General features: G+C 66.0%; 15 protein-coding genes. 9 read left to right on the top strand and 6 right to left on the bottom strand.

Annotated features, from left to right (window positions below; translation table 11 throughout):
* Positions 1–31: 31 nt before the first annotated feature.
* Positions 32–931 carry a site-specific tyrosine recombinase XerD gene (xerD, locus tag AC1Q64_RS08860; RefSeq protein WP_291435981.1) on the bottom strand — a complete coding sequence of 300 codons (900 nt, stop codon included), beginning with the start codon at positions 929–931 and terminating at the stop codon, positions 32–34.
* A 106-nt stretch (positions 932–1,037) separates the two neighbouring features.
* Positions 1,038–2,003, bottom strand: a complete 966-nt coding sequence (locus AC1Q64_RS08855; protein WP_056640033.1) for a tripartite tricarboxylate transporter substrate binding protein BugE — start codon at positions 2,001–2,003, stop codon at positions 1,038–1,040.
* Positions 2,004–2,188: 185 nt separating this feature from the next.
* On the opposite strand from AC1Q64_RS08855, the gene AC1Q64_RS08850 reads away from it, so the two are divergent.
* Positions 2,189–3,094: an AEC family transporter gene (locus tag AC1Q64_RS08850; protein WP_492251061.1), complete on the top strand. Its 906-nt coding sequence runs from the start codon at positions 2,189–2,191 to the stop codon at positions 3,092–3,094.
* A complete protein-coding gene (locus tag AC1Q64_RS08845) occupies positions 3,091–3,738 on the top strand; it encodes a GDSL-type esterase/lipase family protein (protein ID WP_492251060.1) in 648 nt (215 codons plus the stop codon). The genes AC1Q64_RS08850 and AC1Q64_RS08845 overlap by 4 nt, the downstream gene beginning before the upstream one ends.
* Positions 3,739–3,816: 78 nt before the next feature.
* Here the strand turns inward: AC1Q64_RS08845 and queG are convergent, their stop codons facing one another.
* Positions 3,817–4,878: a tRNA epoxyqueuosine(34) reductase QueG gene (gene queG / locus AC1Q64_RS08840; RefSeq protein ID WP_492251059.1), complete on the bottom strand. Its 1,062-nt coding sequence runs from the start codon at positions 4,876–4,878 to the stop codon at positions 3,817–3,819.
* 12 nt (positions 4,879–4,890) lie between these two features.
* On the opposite strand from queG, the gene tsaE reads away from it, so the two are divergent.
* The 3 genes from tsaE to AC1Q64_RS08825 all read left to right on the top strand — a co-directional run bounded on the left by tsaE (position 4,891) and on the right by AC1Q64_RS08825 (position 7,352).
* On the top strand, positions 4,891–5,421 hold the full coding sequence (tsaE, locus tag AC1Q64_RS08835) for a tRNA (adenosine(37)-N6)-threonylcarbamoyltransferase complex ATPase subunit type 1 TsaE (RefSeq protein WP_492251058.1): 531 nt from the start codon (positions 4,891–4,893) through the stop codon (positions 5,419–5,421).
* A gap of 6 nt (positions 5,422–5,427) precedes the next feature.
* Positions 5,428–6,891 (top strand): N-acetylmuramoyl-L-alanine amidase, encoded by a 1,464-nt coding sequence (locus AC1Q64_RS08830; protein WP_492251057.1) that lies wholly within the window; start codon positions 5,428–5,430, stop codon positions 6,889–6,891.
* Positions 6,892–7,010: 119 nt separating this feature from the next.
* Positions 7,011–7,352, top strand: coding sequence for a cupin domain-containing protein (locus AC1Q64_RS08825; protein WP_056061641.1), 342 nt, complete (start codon positions 7,011–7,013; stop codon positions 7,350–7,352).
* 81 nt (positions 7,353–7,433) lie between these two features.
* Here AC1Q64_RS08825 and AC1Q64_RS08820 read toward each other — a convergent pair whose 3' ends face one another.
* Entirely contained in the window at positions 7,434–9,014 is a 1,581-nt protein-coding gene (locus tag AC1Q64_RS08820; RefSeq protein WP_492251056.1) for a methyl-accepting chemotaxis protein, read from the bottom strand.
* 244 nt (positions 9,015–9,258) lie between these two features.
* On the opposite strand from AC1Q64_RS08820, the gene AC1Q64_RS08815 reads away from it, so the two are divergent.
* The gene (locus AC1Q64_RS08815) at positions 9,259–9,498 is read left to right on the top strand and encodes a YMGG-like glycine zipper-containing protein (RefSeq protein WP_492251055.1); all 240 of its coding nucleotides are present in this window, start codon (positions 9,259–9,261) and stop codon (positions 9,496–9,498) included.
* A 110-nt stretch (positions 9,499–9,608) separates the two neighbouring features.
* Here the strand turns inward: AC1Q64_RS08815 and AC1Q64_RS08810 are convergent, their stop codons facing one another.
* On the bottom strand, positions 9,609–10,256 hold the full coding sequence (locus AC1Q64_RS08810; RefSeq protein ID WP_492251054.1) for a DedA family protein: 648 nt from the start codon (positions 10,254–10,256) through the stop codon (positions 9,609–9,611).
* 109 nt (positions 10,257–10,365) lie between these two features.
* Between AC1Q64_RS08810 and mutL the strand changes: the two genes are divergently transcribed.
* Together mutL and AC1Q64_RS08800 are read left to right on the top strand one after the other, a co-directional pair.
* The gene (mutL, locus tag AC1Q64_RS08805) at positions 10,366–12,444 is read left to right on the top strand and encodes a DNA mismatch repair endonuclease MutL (protein WP_492251053.1); all 2,079 of its coding nucleotides are present in this window, start codon (positions 10,366–10,368) and stop codon (positions 12,442–12,444) included.
* 67 nt (positions 12,445–12,511) lie between these two features.
* Positions 12,512–13,204 (top strand): PA4824 family protein, encoded by a 693-nt coding sequence (locus AC1Q64_RS08800; protein WP_492251052.1) that lies wholly within the window; start codon positions 12,512–12,514, stop codon positions 13,202–13,204.
* Between the two features lie 88 nt (positions 13,205–13,292).
* On the opposite strand, the gene AC1Q64_RS08795 is transcribed toward AC1Q64_RS08800, so the two are convergent.
* Complete coding sequence (locus AC1Q64_RS08795) at positions 13,293–14,456, bottom strand: glycerophosphodiester phosphodiesterase (protein ID WP_291439027.1); 1,164 nt, start codon at positions 14,454–14,456, stop codon at positions 13,293–13,295.
* Between the two features lie 276 nt (positions 14,457–14,732).
* Between AC1Q64_RS08795 and gdhA the strand changes: the two genes are divergently transcribed.
* On the top strand, positions 14,733–16,076 hold the full coding sequence (gene gdhA / locus AC1Q64_RS08790; protein ID WP_492251051.1) for an NADP-specific glutamate dehydrogenase: 1,344 nt from the start codon (positions 14,733–14,735) through the stop codon (positions 16,074–16,076).
* Positions 16,077–16,090: the final 14 nt, after the last annotated feature.

Genomic DNA, 16,090 nt, shown 5'->3' with positions numbered 1-16,090 from the left:
GACCATCCAACCCCATTTTCGGTAAAGGACCCTAGCCCCTCGGGTGGTGCTGTGCATGCAGGGACTTGAGCCGCTCGCGCGCCACATGGGTGTAAATGGTGGTGGTGGAGATGTCGGCGTGGCCCAGTAGCAGCTGCACCACGCGCAGGTCGGCGCCATGGTTGAGCAGGTGCGTGGCAAACGCGTGGCGCAGCGTGTGTGGCGACAGCGGCACCGTGATGCCCGCCACCTGCGCCCATTTTTTGACGATGACCCAGAACATCACCCGCGTCATGCCACTGCCGCGCTGGGTCACGAACAGGTCGTCTGTCTGCTGCCCACCCAGGATGGCGCTGCGGGCCTCGTTCAGATAGCGCTCCAGCCAGGCCCGGGCCTCTTCGCCAAACGGCACCAGGCGCTCCTTGCTGCCCTTGCCCATCACGCGCAGCACGCCTTCGTTCAGACCGACCTGGAAGGTCTTGAGCGTGACCAGCTCGGTCACGCGCAGGCCACTGGCGTACATCAGCTCCAGCATGGTGCGGTCGCGCAGGCCCAAGGGGTTGCCCAGGTCGGGCGCGTTCAGCAGCGCCTCCACCTGCGCTTGCGACAAGGTCTTGGGCACGCGCAGCGGCTGTCGTGCGGCCTGCAGCCGCACCGTGGGGTCGGCGGTGATGCGTCGCTCGCGCAGCGCCCAATGAAAGTAGCGGCGCAACACCGTGAGGCGCCGGTTGGCTGATGTGGCGCGCGTCTGCGCATGGCGGGCGGCAAAGTAGCCCTGCAGGTGGTGCTCGGCCGTGTCGTCCAGCGCCAGGGCGGGCTGCTGGTCGGCCAGCCACTGTGCGTACAGCGTCAGGTCACGCCGGTAGGCAGCCAGCGTGTTGCGCGACAGGCCATCCTCCAGCCACAGGGCGTCCACAAAGGTGTCGATGGCATTCAGGCTGGGAGCGAGCATCCAAAAACCATAGCACGTATCGCACCTTTCGCCAGCGTCACCCACAAAAAAGCCGCCCGGAAATAGGGCGGCTTGGTGGGGCGGCTTGAGAGTGAAGCCGTGTTGCTTATTCCAGTGTCAGCTTCTGCTTGACGACCACATCCTTGTACACAGCGAACTCGGCCTTGATCTGCTCGGCAAACTGCTCGGGCGTGTTGCCGATCACGAGCGAGCCCGTGTCTTCAATGCGCTTTTTCACGGCCGGGTCTTCCAGGGCCTTACGCACACCGGCATTGATCTTGTCCACCACGTCCTTGGGCAGACCCTTGGGTCCGACGATGCCGTAGTAGGCCATGCGGTTCACCGGCTCCAGGCCCAACTCCTTGAAGGTGGGCACATTGGGCAGGGCCGCCACACGCTGGGGCGCTGCCACCACGATGGGCACCAGGCGGTTTTCCTTGATGAAAGGCAGCGCCGAAGGCAGGTTGTCAAAAATCATGGGCACCTGGCCGGCCACAGTGTCGTTCAAGGCCGGGCCCGCGCCCCGGTAGGGGATATGGGTCACAAAGGTGCCTGAGAGGTTCTTGTACAGCTCCATCTGCAGGTGGCCGATGCCGCCCGTGCCGGACGACGAGTACGAATACTTGCCGGGCGACTTCTTCAACTCCGCCACGAACGACTTGTAGTCCTTGGCCGGGAAGCTGGGGTTCACCGCAATGATGTTGGGCGTGGCCGCGATGTTGATGATGGGCGAGAAGTCCGTCAGCGGGTTGTACGGCGTCTTTGGGTTGATGGCAGGGTTGGCTGCGGTGGTGGACACCGTGGCCACGCCCAGCGTGTAGCCGTCGGCCGTGGCGCGGGCCAGCTCGGCAGCACCCACAATGCCGCCGCCACCGGCCTTGTTGTCCACGATCACGCTCTGGCCGAGCACGCGGCCCAGCGGCTCGGCGATCACGCGCGCAATGATGTCGGTGGTGCCACCGGGTGCAAAGGGCACAACCAGTCGGATCACCTTGTTGGGGTAGCCTTGTGCGGCGGCCGATCCAGCGGCGGCTGCCAGGACGGTCAGCGCGAGCCATTGACGACGATGCATGGAAATCTCCTTCGTGCGGGGTAACAACAAACAGCGCCGATGGTATGCCCAACGCGCGCCAAACCACCCTGCGGATTCCACATAAGGGCTAACCCTGAAAACAGAGCGCACCGGCAAAGCCTCTGCCCCCACCGACTCGCCAACAGTGGCCCAGCGGCTTGCCATGCATCAAGTATTCTCGGTGCGTGAACTACGCCCAACTGCTGCTCCCCGACTTTTCACTCATCTTCCTGGGCTACCTGATCTGCCGGTACACCGCCCTGAACCGCTCGGTCTGGCAGCCGGTGGAGAGCCTGGTGTATTACCTGCTGTTCCCCGTGCTGCTGTTCCAGTCCATTGTCAAAAGCCCGATGGATATCGGCGCGGCGTCGGGACTGATCGGGGCGGGCATGCTGTCGGGCGTGATCGGCATCGGGCTGGCCTACAGCCTGCCGCACTGGCCCTGGGTGGGCAAGCGCATCGATGTGCGCGACCACGCGGCCAGCGCGCAGGTGGCGTTCCGCTTCAACTCCTTCATTGGCCTGGCGATTGCCGAGCGGCTGGCAGGCACGCAGGGCCTGTTGATGATTGCTGTGCTGATCGGTGTGTGTGTGCCCCTGTTCAACGTGGCCGCCGTGTGGCCTATGGCCCGGCACGGGCAGCACAGCTTTGCGCGCGAGCTCTTGCGCAACCCGCTGATCATCGCCACCGCCTCGGGGCTGGTGGCCAATCTGCTGGGTTTTCAGATCCCTGAATGGGCGGTGCCCACGGTCAGCCGCATCAGCGCCGCGTCGCTGGCGCTGGGCCTGATGGCAGCCGGGGCGGGGCTGCAGTTTGGCCTGCTCACACGGGGCAAGACGCTGAGCGTGTCGGTACTGGCCATCCGCCACCTGGTGCAGCCGCTGGTGGCGTTTGCCATGGCGCGCATATTCGGACTCGATGCCGTGCAGACCACCGTGCTGCTGGCTTTTGCGGCGCTGCCCACGGCATCGACCTGCTATGTGCTGGCGGCGCGCATGGGCTACAACGGGCCGTATGTGGCGGGGCTGGTCACGCTGTCCACCCTTCTGGGCATCGTGAGCCTGCCGTTTGCTCTGGGGGTGCTGCGATGAACCTTGGCCTGAACCGCAGGCTGCTGCTCGGCGCCAGCCTGACCACCGCGTTCGGCCTGATCGCCTGCGGCCGCAAACCGCCGCGTGCCCAAGCCATCCCGGCAGGCGCCACGGTGCTGGCGCTGGGCGACTCGCTCACGTCGGGCGTGGGCGCGTCGGCCGACACCGCCTACCCCGCCGAGCTGGCGCGCCTGACGGGCTGGAAGGTGGTCAACGGGGGCGTGTCGGGCGACACCTCGGCCCAGGCGCTCGCGCGCCTGCCAGACCTGCTGCAAAAGCACCAGCCCGCGCTCGTCATCGTAGGCATTGGCGGCAATGACTTTTTGCGGCGCCAGAGTGCAGCCACCGCGCGCGCCAACATCCTGCGCATCTGCACCGAGGCACGAGCGAGTGGTGCCCAGGTGCTGCTGGTGGCCGTGCCCGAGCTGTCGCTACTGGCGGCCGCTGGCCGACTGAGCGATCACCCGCTGTACGAAGAAGTTGCCAGCGAGCTGAAGATCCCGCTGCATGCCAAGGGCTGGTCGGGAGTGCTGGCGCAAGAGCGGCTGAAGTCAGACCAGATCCATGCCAACGCCGCCGGTTACGCCGAGTTTGCCCAGGGGCTGGCGGGCACCTTGCGGCAGACGGGGTTGCTGGCGCAGTGAGTCCCAGGCTCAGCGGTCATTACTCACATTTTGATAGCTGCCAAGGCATATCGCACTAGCGCTACTGGTCGATTTCGTTCACAAACGCTCTCCAGCCGCATCCAGAGCCCAGGCCACATGCTCACGCACCAGGGCGCTGGCGTCCTCCGCGCGTGACTGCAGCGCCGCGCGCAAGGTCTCGTCGCCAGTGGCATGCAGCGCATTGCCCAGTGCCACGGCCACATTGCGCAGCCAGCGCTCATGGCCAATGCGCCGGATGGGGCCACCCTCGGTCATGCGCAGGAACGTGGCCTCATCCCACGCAAACAGGTGCGCCAGCTGCTGGCCCGACAGGCCCTTGCGCTCGTCAAAGTCGGGCAGGCGGCTGACCTGCGCAAACTTGTTCCAGGGGCAAATCAGCTGGCAGTCGTCACAGCCATAGATGCGGTTGCCCATCAGCGGGCGCAACTCCACTGGGATGGGCCCTGCGTGTTCGATGGTGAGGTACGAGATGCAGCGGCGCGCGTCGATGCGGTGCGGCGCAATGATGGCCTGCGTGGGGCACACATCGATGCACGCGCTGCAGCTGCCGCAGTGCGCGGTGACGGGCGCGCTCGGGGGCAGCGCCATGTCCACATAGATTTCGCCCAGAAAGAACATCGACCCGGCCTCGCGGTTGAGCACCAGCGTGTGCTTGCCGCGCCAGCCCTGGCCGCTGCGCGCTGCCAGCTCGGCCTCCAGCACGGGGGCGGAGTCGGTGAACACGCGGTGGCCGAACGGGCCGATGGCCTCGGCGATGCGGTCGCTGAGCTTTTGCAGCCGGGCGCGCAGCACCTTGTGATAGTCCCGGCCCCGGGCGTAGACCGAGACAATGCCCTCCTGCGGGCGGGACAGGCGAGACAATTCGGCGGCCTGCCAGCCTTCTGGTGCGTCCATGGCAGTATCGCGCGGCAAATAATCCATGCGCGCCGTGATCACGCTCACGGTGCCGGGCACCAGTTCGGCCGGGCGCGCGCGCTTCATGCCGTGGGATGCCATGTAATGCATGTCACCATGGAAGCCCTGCGCCAACCAGGCCGCAAGACCCGGCTCTGCCGCAGACAAGTCCACCCCCGCCACGCCGATTTGGGAAAATCCCAGCTCGCGGGCCCACTCCTGCATTTGAGGAACGAGTTGACTGTTGCACCACATACCGGCCAGATTGTAGAAAGCGGCAACGATACTGCGGCCGCCCCCCCTGCCGAAACCACGCGCCATTTCACCTGGCACAGCGAGGAAGACACCGCTGCCTTCGCGCAGCGCCTTGCCGCACAGCCCTTGCTGGCCAACGCCTTTGTGACCCTGCACGGCGACCTGGGCGCGGGCAAGACCACCCTGGTGCGCCACCTGCTGCGCGCCCTGGGCGTGCAGGGCCGTATCAAGAGCCCCACCTATGCGGTGGTGGAGCCCCACGAGGCGCCGAGCTTCTCCATCTGGCACTTCGACTTTTACCGTTTTGACGACCCACGCGAGTGGGAAGACGCGGGTTTCAGGGACATTTTTGCCAACCCCGGCCTCAAGGTGGCAGAATGGCCGGAAAAGGCCGCAGCGCTTACCCCGCTTGCAGACCTTGCTATCCACATTGAAGCAATGGATGACACCGAAAGGAAGGTCACGCTGCATGCCCCCACCGCCACGGGGCGCAGCCTGCTGCAAGCTCTCTGAGACACCGTGAACGAACCCACCCTGCCCGACCGCCACGCCGCTTCCCAGCCATCGCGCCGTGCCGTGCTGCGCGCCAGCAGCCTGGTGCTGCTGCTGGGCGCACAGCAGATTGCACGCGGCGCCACCATCGTGGCCGTGCGCGTCTGGCCCGCACCCGAATACTCGCGGGTGACCATCGAGTCCGATGGCGCGCTGGTGGCCAAGCAGTTCTTCGTGACCTCACCGCCGCGCCTGGCGGTGGACATCGAGGGCATCGACCTGAGCCCCGAGCTACGCGAACTGGTTGCCAAGGTCAAACCCGACGACCCCAACATCGCGGGCATCCGCGTGGGCCAGAACGCACCGGGTGTGGTGCGCCTGGTGGTGGACCTCAAGCAGCCCGCCATGCCGCAGGTGTTCACCCTGCCACCCGTCGCCGCCTACCGCCACCGGCTGGTGTTTGACCTGTACCCCGCAGCGCCTGTGGACCCGCTGGAGGCACTGATTGCCGAGCGCCTGCGCGATGCCAATACCCCGGCCGCCACGCCAGTACCGCCGCCCGCACCCGCCACAGCCCGCGCCCCGGCACCAGCCGCCGAGCACGACCCGCTGGGCGACCTGATCGCGCAGCGCGCCAGTGGCCCCGCGCCTGGCAACACCGCGGCCCAGCCGCCAGCACAGCCACCGGTGGTGGCCGCAGCGCCTGCACCGGGTGCAGCGACCGCGGCGCCTTCACGCCCTGGCAACCGCGCCACGGCCACCGAGACGGACCGCATCATCATCGTGGCACTCGACCCCGGCCACGGCGGTGAAGACCCGGGCGCCATCGGCCCCGCTGGCACCCGCGAAAAAGACGTGGTGCTGCGCGTGGCCCACCTGCTGCGCGACCGCATCAACGCCACCACCGTGGGCGGCAACCCCATGCGCGCCTACCTCACACGCGATGGCGATTACTTTGTGCCCCTGGGCACCCGCGTGCAAAAGGCCCGGCGCGTGCAGGCCGACCTGTTCGTCTCCATCCATGCCGATGCCTTCACCACGCCCGAGGCGCGCGGCGCCAGCGTGTTTGCGCTGAGCCAGGGCGGGGCCTCCAGCACCGCCGCCCGCTGGCTGGCCAACAAGGAGAACCAGGCCGACCTGGTGGGCGGCATCAACGTGCAGTCCAAGGACCAGCATGTGCAGCGCGCGCTGCTGGACATGAGCACCACCGCACAGATCAACGACAGCCTCAAGCTCGGCACCGTGCTGCTGGGCGAGATCGGCAACGTGGGCAAGCTGCACAAACCGCGCGTGGAGCAGGCAGGCTTTGCGGTGCTCAAGGCGCCCGACATCCCCAGCGTGCTGGTCGAAACCGCCTTCATCAGCAACCCCGAAGAAGAAAAACGCCTGCGCAGCAGCGCCTACCAGGAGCAGCTGGCCGACGCGTTGATGCGCGGCATCACGCGTTACTTCGCCAAGAACCCGCCGCTGGCGCGCAGCCGGTCGGTGTAGGTAGGCCGGGACATAGCGCGCGGGACGGCGAGCCCACCTTGCGCGCACTGCCAACTGCAGGCACAGTAGCCTGCATCGGCCGGGCGCGCACCGCGCCTTGGCCAGCAAGGAGAACTGCCATGGCCCTGCCCCACGCCCAATCTGGTCAGATCGTCAGCGTGCGTCCCCTGGGAGCACGACTGGCCGACACCGTCACCACCGCCGTCCTCAAAGCCGGCCAGCTCGAAGTCATGCGGGTGGTCCTGCCCGTGGGCAAATCCATGAAAGAACACCAGACCCCCGGCGAGGCCACCGTGCAGTGCATCGAGGGAGTGGTGGAGTTTGCGAGCGAGCTGGGCGTGCAGCAATTGCATCCCGGCGATTTTGTGCACCTGGCACCGCGCGCGCTGCATTCGCTCAAGGCGGTAGAACCTGCGTCACTGCTGGTGACGATGTGCCTCAAGCCTGCGGAGAAAACCTGAGGCCTCTTCGGCCTCTTGGCCTCTTTGCACTCCGGGCCACGAAGGCCTGAGGGGGTGAAGACCGTGCGGCGCTGAAGGCGGTCAGCGCCCCAGCCGGAACACGCTCACGATCTCTGCCAGCCTTGCGGCCTGGTGCTTGAGGCTGTCGGCCGCAGCCGCGCTCTGCTCCACCAGGGCAGCGTTCTGCTGGGTGACCTGGTCCAGCTGCATCACCGCCTCGCCCACCTGGCTGATGCCAATGGTCTGCTCACCCGTGGCGCTGGAGATTTCACCAATCAGGTCGCTCACCCGCTGCACCTGGGCGACGATGTCTTCCATGCTCTGCCCGGCGTTGCTCACCAGCTGGGTGCCGTTCTCCACCTTCTCCACACTCGCGCCGATCAGGGTCTTGATCTCCTTGGCCGCTTCGGCGCTGCGCTGGGCCAGGCTGCGCACCTCGCTGGCCACCACGGCAAATCCCCGGCCCTGTTCGCCCGCACGGGCGGCTTCCACCGCCGCGTTCAGCGCCAGGATGTTGGTCTGGAAAGCGATACCGTCGATCACGCTGATGATGTCGGTGATCTTTCTGGATGCGGCCGAGATGTCCTGCATGGTGGTCACCACCTGGCCCACCACCTCGCCGCCCTTGACCGCCGCCTGCGATGCCGTCCCGGCCAGCGTGGCCGCCTTGCGTGCGGTGTCGGCGTTGTTCTTCACGGTGCTGGTGATCTCTTCCATGGAGGCTGCGGTCTCCTCCAGATTGCTGGCCTGCTCTTCGGTGCGCTGGCTCAGGTCGGCGTTGCCCATGGCGATCTCGCTGGAGCCCGTGGCAATGCTGTCGCTGCTATGCCGCACGTCGCCCACGATGCGCACCAGCGAGGTCTGCATCCCCTGCATGGCACGCATCATCTCGGCCACCTCGCCACGCCCTTGCACCTCGATGGACAGGGACAGGTCACCCTCGCCAATGCGCTGCGCCACCGCACTCACCGCGCCCAGTGAGCGACGGATGCGCTGCACGACCACCCACGACAACACCACCAGCAGCGCCAGCCCTGCCACACCCGCCACCAGCACGGTCATGCGGTACGACTGAATCAGCTCTGCCGCCTCGGTTGCCTGTTCGGCCGAGCGGCGCACCTGGTACTCCACCATCTTGTCGGCAATGGCGTTGTATTTGTCCAGCACCGGCGCAAACGTGCCCAGCGCATAGGCGCGCGCCTGGGCCATGTCGCCCGCCTTTTTCAGCTCCAGCGACTTGTCGCGCGTTTCCAGGTACGACTTGCGGATGGTGGCCAGCTCCTCCTGAATGCGCAGGCCCTCGGGGCTGTTCTCCAGCTCGGTGTATCGCTTTTGCACCTTGCTGGTGTCGGCGGTGGTGGCGGCCATCGTGTCTTTGAAGTAATTTTGCAGGTCGTCGCCCTCGGTCTGGGCGATGGAGAACACGCGCGTGGAGTTGACGGCAATATTGCTGCGCCAGCGCAGCGCCAGCTGCAATCGCTCCACCTGCTCGGACGCGAGGTGGTCCACCGTGGCCCCCAGGCGCTGCACCCGCACCAGGCTCAGCGCCAGGACGACCACCAGGGCCAGTACCGCTACGGCGACGATCAGCCCGATCTGCTGCGCCACCGTCAACTGGGCGCCCGCACCTCCCCGGCCGGCTTGCTGTGTGTGCTGGGTCATCGCGTGTCCTTTTGTAAGTTATGTACGCCGAGGAAATGATCTGCCTGCGCAACCCGGTTGGCAACAGCGCCGGGCGCAGGGAAACCCTTAGTAGCGCAGTGCTACCTGTCCTACAGCCGACGCCCTTGCCTGCCTACACCGGCACCTGGGAGTGGCAACGACAGTAGAGGCACAGGTCGAGCTTCAGCCGCCACCGCGGATTGGGGACCACGGCCTGACTCCATAACCATCAAGGAATCTCGCCATGAACATCCGTCACATCCTTCTTGCGACCACCTGCACTGCGGCCCTGGCACTGGGTGGTTGCGCTTCGAATCCATCGGGCGCCCAGGTCGGCACCGGCGTCGGCGCTGTAGTCGGCGGGGTTGCTGGCAATGCCGTGTTTGGCGGCCCCGTGGGCACCATTGGCGGCGCGGCGGCTGGCGCCCTCATCGGCCACGAAATCGGTGAAGACCGCGACCAACGCCGCCCTTATCGCCGTTAAGCCCTGGGGATCCTCCCCGCCCAGAGCGTTGATCTGGTCATAAAAAGAGCGGCAGGCGCATAATTTACATGCGCCTGCCGCTCTTTATTTGATAGCGAATTAACGGATCTTCAAGCTGCGCGTGCTTGGCGCCCGGCGCGCCAAGCGCCAAAGATGGCAATCAGGCCAGGCACAAAAATCATGGCCCAGATGATCTTGTCCAGGTTCTCCTTGACCCAGGCAAAGTTGCCGAAGAAGTACCCGGCCGTGGCAATGCCCAGCACCCACAGCAGCGCCCCGCCCACGTTGTAGGCCGTGAACTTGGCGCGATTCATCTCTGCCACGCCCGCCACGAAGGGCGCAAACGTGCGGATGAAGGGCATGAAACGCGCAATGACGATGGTGATGCCGCCATAGCGCTCGTAAAACTCGTGCGCCTGGTTGAACGCCCGGCGGTTGAACCAGCGCGAATCCTCCCACTGGAACACCTTCGGCCCAAAGTAACGGCCGATCGAATAGTTGCACTGGTCGCCCAAAATGGCCGCCGCCAGCAGCACCGCGCACGCCAGCGGAAAGTTCATCATGCCCGCGCCACACAGCGCACCCACAATGAACAGCAGCGAGTCGCCCGGCAAAAACGGCATCACCACCAGGCCTGTCTCGACGAACACGATGGCAAACAGCAGGGCGTACACCCACATGCCATAGGTCTGCACAAACGCCTCCAGATACTTGTCCACATGCAGGATGAAGTCGATGAGAAAAGTGACAAGTTCCATGAAAAGGCGGGCCCGGGCGCGGCGCGGAAAAAAAGGTGGGCGCATTATCCCCATCGCGCCCCACCCCAGCCCGATACCCCTGCGCAGCCCCCGCCCTAAAATCCGGTGGGTGAACGACCCCACCCCCTTCCTCGCAGCGGCCCAGCCCGCATCCAGCCCCCCCACCTCCACGCGCCGCCCCATCCGCGACCTGCCGGATGAACTCATCAGCCAGATCGCAGCCGGCGAGGTGGTGGAGCGCCCCGCTTCGGTGGTGCGCGAGCTGGTGGACAACGCGCTCGATGCGGGTGCCACGCAGATCACCGTGCGCCTGTCGGCCGGGGGCGTGCGGCTGATCACCGTGGAAGACGATGGTGGTGGCATCCCGCAAGAGGAGCTGCCCGTGGCCCTGCGCCGCCATGCCACCAGCAAGATCACCAATCTCAACGACCTGGAAACCGTGGCCACCATGGGTTTTCGGGGCGAGGCACTGGCCGCGATTGCCTCGGTGTCGGAGATGTCGCTGCTCTCCCGCCCCATCGCCCAGTCCAGCGCCTTTTTGCTGGACGCCCGCAGCGGCGAGCTGCGCCCCGCCGCACGCAGCACCGGCACCACCGTGGAGGTGAAGGAGCTGTTCTTCTCCACCCCCGCGCGCCGCAAGTTCCTGAAGACAGACGCCACCGAGCTGGCGCACTGCATTGAATCCGTGCGCCGCCACGCGCTGGCGCGGCCCGATGTAGGCTTTGCCATCTGGCACGAAGGCAAGCTGGTGGAGCAGTGGCGCGCGACCTTCGTGCCTGGCCAGGGGGATTCGCAGGACGCGCTGGCACGCCGCCTGTCGGACGTGCTGGGCGAAGACTTCGTCACCCAATCGGTCGCCGTGCAACACCGCGTGGGCCCGGTCACCGTCACCGGCCGCGCAGGCCTGCCCGACGCGGCCCGCTCGCGGCCCGACCACCAGTATTGCTACGTCAACGGCCGCTTCGTGCGCGACAAGGTGCTCACCCACGCTGCCCGCAGCGCCTACGAAGACGTGCTGCACGGCCACAAGCAGCCCATCTATGCGCTGTATGTCGAGATCGACCCGGCGCGCGTGGACGTGAACGTGCACCCCACCAAGATCGAGGTGCGCTTTCGCGACAGCCGCGAGGTGCACCAGGCCGTTCGCCACGCGGTGGAAAACGCGCTGGCCGCGCCCCGCGCTGCCGCTCTGGCGGCGACGGGGGCAGCGCCAACCCCCTCCGCAGCCAATGACACGGAGCATTTCAAGCCCCAGACGCCCCAGGCGCCGGTGTGGAATGCCCAGGCTGCTATCAAATTTGAAGAACGCGGCCACCGCGTGGAAGACCTGCAAGCCCTGTGGGGGCCGCGCAGTGCGCCATCCTCCAGCCCCATGGCAGACCAGGCATCGGGCGCGACCGTGGGTGGGCTGTGGGCGCCCTCGGCCCAGGCAGATGCGCTCGCAGCGCGCACAACGCCCGCTGCACTCAATGCATCTGCCATGCCATTGGGTGGTGCGCCGTTTGGAGAGTCAGAGGCTCAGTTGGCAGGCGCACCCACCGAGCCCCTGGCCAGCAACCCACCCACGGCCTGGCCTGTGGGCCGCGATGGCAACGAAGCCGCCTGGCCCCTGGGCAAGGCCGTGGCCCAGTTGCACGGCGTGTACATCCTTGCCGAGAACGCCCAGGGCATGGTGGTGGTGGACATGCATGCCGCCCACGAGCGCATCGTCTACGAACGCCTGAAGGCCCAGGTGGACAGCGGGGCGCGCATTGCCAGCCAGCCCTTGCTGATCCCTGCCACCTTCGCCGCCACACCGCAAGAAGTCGCCACGGCCGAAGAATCTGCCGAAGTGCTGGCCACGCTGGGCCTGGAGGTGGTGCCCTTCTCCCCCAAGACCCTGGCCGTGCGTGCCGTGCCCACCACGTTGGCGCAAGGCGACCCGGTGGAGCTGGCCCGCAGCGTGCTGGCCGAGCTGGCCGCCCACGACGCCACCACCGTGGTGCAACGCGCCCGCAATGAAATCCTGGGCACCATGGCCTGCCACGGGGCCGTGCGGGCCAACCGCCGGCTCACCATCGACGAGATGAACGCCCTGCTGCGCCAGATGGAAACTACCGACCGCTCCGACCAGTGCAACCACGGCCGCCCCACCTGGCGGCAGTTGAGCATGAAGGAGCTGGATGCGCTGTTCCTGCGCGGACGGTAGCGGCGGGCACTTCCCCGCCCGCGACATAGCCAGAGCCTTTTTCTCCAGCCATTGCCCACCGCCCTCCATGACCCAGCACCGCTACCACCGTACCGCCCACGCCACCGCCACCGCATCGCGCATGCTGGCAGCCACCACCAGCCTGTGCCTGGCCTGGTCCGCCCACGCCGGGCGCCCTCTGTCTGTGGACGATGCAGGCGTGGACGAGGTGGGCCATGGTCACGCCGAAGTGTGGTGGGAGGGCCAGCGCGGCCAGCCCGGCACGGTATACATGGCCCCTGCCTTCACACCCATGGCAGGACTGGAGCTGGGCGCCGTGCTGGCGCGTGACCGCAACGAGCGCCACACCCTGCAAGGCGTGCAGGCCAAGTGGCTGTGGAGCCCCGCGCAAGAGCAGGGCTGCAACGCAGGCAGCAGTGCCGGTGTCGTTCACCGGCGCCAGAGTGCCGGGCAAAGCGCGGGCAGCGTGGTGGCGCTCAATCTCATCGGCACCTGCGCCGCGACCTGGGGCGTGGTCAATGCCAACCTGGGCAGCCAGCGCGAGCGCGGCCAGTCCTGGCGCGCCACCTGGGGAGCATCGGTAGAACGCAGCTGGGGTGCCATCACGCCGCACCTGGAGGCCTTTGGCACCCAGGGCAGCGCCCCCACCTTTCAGACGGGCGCACGGTGGGAGTGGGCGCCTGGCAAGCAGCTCGACGCTACCGTGGGCCGCCAGCAAGGTCGCACCTTGTTGAGCTTGGGGTTTGCGCTGGGGTTCTGACACAAGCGCAATGCATAAAAAAAGCCCGCGCATGCGGGCTTTTTTGTGGGCATGCGGCACGCCACACTGTCGCGGCCGGATGTCGCGGTCAGTTGTCCCGCGCAGCCTTGGCGGTGTCAGCAAAGTCGCTGAACACGCCGTCCACACCCAGGTTGTAGAACAGCTTGTACTCGGCCTTGGGATCACCCTTGAAGTCCGAGGCCAGGCGCTTGGCTTCGTTGCGGAAGGTGTAAGCGTGCACGAACAGGCCTTCGGCGTGGGCGTTCTTCACCACGTCGGTGGGCGCCATCATCACGCGGTCGCGCTCGTCGATCTTGCCGTCGCCATTCAGGTCGTCGGCCTTGCCGTCCTTGTTCGCATCCACCTGCTTGGAGGGGATCAGGTACGGCTTCCAGGGGCCAATGCCGTCGGCATAGGTCTTGACTTCCTTGAGGCCTGCGGGGGTCAGCAGGCTGGCGAAGGTGCGCGAATCACCAGCCACGGCAAAGTCATAGGGCTTGTCGTACGGGGCCACCAGCGACATGGTGCCATCGGGGTTCACATCGTCTGCATCCACCAGTTGCACCAGGCGCACCTGGGTCTTGGTGCGCAGGTACTTGAGGTTGGATACCTCGAACGACTGGATGATGACTGGCGAGCTCTTGGAGGTGTAGCCGTACTTGGCCAGGATGGTCAGCAGGCGGTCTTCCAGCGGCAGGCCTTGCTTGACGTGGTAGGTGGGGTGCTTGGTCTCTGGGTACACGCCCACGGTGCGGCCAGCCTTGGCGCCTTCGGTCTTGGCCAGGTCCAGCACTTCTTCAAAGGTGGGGATCTGGAACTTGCCGTTGTACGACTGGTCGCGGTCCGACAGAGGCTGGATGGCGCGCAGGGTCTTGAGTTCGGCCAGGGTGAAGTCGGTGACAAACCAGCCTTCCTCCTCTACGCCATCGACCACTTTCTTGGTCTTGCGGCCCGCAAACTCGGCGCGGGTGGAGACATCCGTGGTGCCCGTGATGTTGGGCTCATGGCGGGCAACCAGCACACCGTCCTTGGTAGCCACCAGATCGGGCTCGATAAAGTCCGCGCCCATGTCAATGGCCAGTTTGTAGCCCTCCAGCGTGTGGTCGGGCCGGTAGCCCGCCGTGCCCCGGTGGCCGATCACCAGGGGCTTGTCGCCGTTCAACGTGGGGTAGGGATAGTTGTCGCTGCCGCCGCAGGCTGCCAGCGTGGCCACCATGGCCAGCGCTCCCCATTTCACACCAGTGATGTGCATGCTCTTCTCCTCGCTATGTTGTTGGTAGAACCGCCGAACTGTGGGGGCGGCATGTGACAAGACCATGACGTCCGTTTTGCAAACGCATGACGGCCGCGCCACACGCCAACCGCACCAATATGTGGCAAATATCTCGGCCACATTCCCCACCATTGTGCATAGGCATCGGCATGAACGTATAACTTTTGAACATAATTCGATGTTGCAGTGCGCCAAATCGGTGCATTAGCGATTTTTGACGTTGTTGACCTTTTGATGCTGAAAGCCTTTTGAACCATGAAACACGCGACCGCCGAGAGCTTCCTGTCCCACGTGGCGCTCCGCAACCCCGGCCAGCCGGAATTCCTGCAAGCTGTCACCGAAGTGATGGAAAGCCTGTGGCCGTTCATCGCGCAGCACCCGCGCTATGCCGAGCACGGTCTGCTGGAGCGGCTGGTGGAGCCCGAGCGCATCGTGATGTTCCGCGTGTCCTGGGTGGACGACCATGGCAGCGTGCAGGTCAACCGGGGCTACCGCATCCAGCACAGCATGGCGATTGGCCCCTACAAGGGCGGCCTGCGTTTTCATCCGTCGGTCAACCTGTCGGTGCTCAAGTTCCTGGCGTTTGAGCAGACCTTCAAGAACGCACTGACCACGCTGCCCATGGGTGGTGGCAAGGGTGGCTCCGACTTCGACCCCAAGGGCAAGAGCCCTGGCGAAGTCATGCGCTTTTGCCAGGCGTTCGTGACCGAGCTGTACCGCCATGTGGGCCCCGACACCGATGTGCCCGCCGGCGACATCGGCGTAGGCGGCCGCGAGGTGGGCTTCATGGCGGGCATGTACAAGAAACTGGCCAACAACGCGGCCAGCGTGTTCACCGGCAAGGGCCTGTCGTTCGGCGGCTCGCTGATCCGCCCCGAAGCCACGGGCTATGGCACCGTGTACTTCGCGCAGGAAATGCTCAAGACCCGGGGCCGTTCGTTCGACGGCCTGCGCGTGTCGGTGTCGGGCTCTGGCAACGTGGCGCAGTACGCCGTGCAAAAGGCGATGGAGCTGGGCGCCAAGGTGGTGACGGTGTCGGACTCCAGCGGAACGGTGGTGGACGAAGACGGCTTCACCCCCGAAAAGCTCGCCATCCTCATGGATGTGAAGAACCACCTGTACGGCCGCGTGAGTGACTACGCCGCCCGCACCGGTGTGAAGTTTGAAGCCGGTGTGCGTCCCTGGCATGTGGAGGTGGACGTGGCCCTGCCCTGCGCCACCCAAAACGAGCTGGACGAGAACGACGCGAAAACGCTCATCCAGAACGGCGTGCTCTGCGTGGCCGAAGGCGCCAACATGCCCTCCACCATCGAAGCCGCCAAGGCCTTTGAGGCCGCAGGTGTGTTGTATGCCCCGGGCAAGGCCAGCAACGCCGGCGGTGTAGCCACATCTGGCCTGGAGATGAGCCAGAACGCGGCCCGCCTGTCCTGGCCCCGTGAAGAGGTGGATGCCCGCCTGCTGCAGATCATGCAGGGCATCCACGCGGCCTGCCTGCACTATGGCAAGCGTGCCGATGGCAGTGTGAGCTACATCGACGGCGCCAACATCGCCGGCTTTGTGAAGGTAGCCGACGCCATGCTGGCGCAGGGCGTGGTGTAAGAGCATGTTCACAC

It is taken from the genome of Acidovorax sp. GW835-FHT14G06 (genome assembly GCF_058793595.1).
The sequence above is the reverse complement of the archived record's forward strand: the minus strand, read 5'-3'. Positions and strand labels throughout refer to the sequence as shown.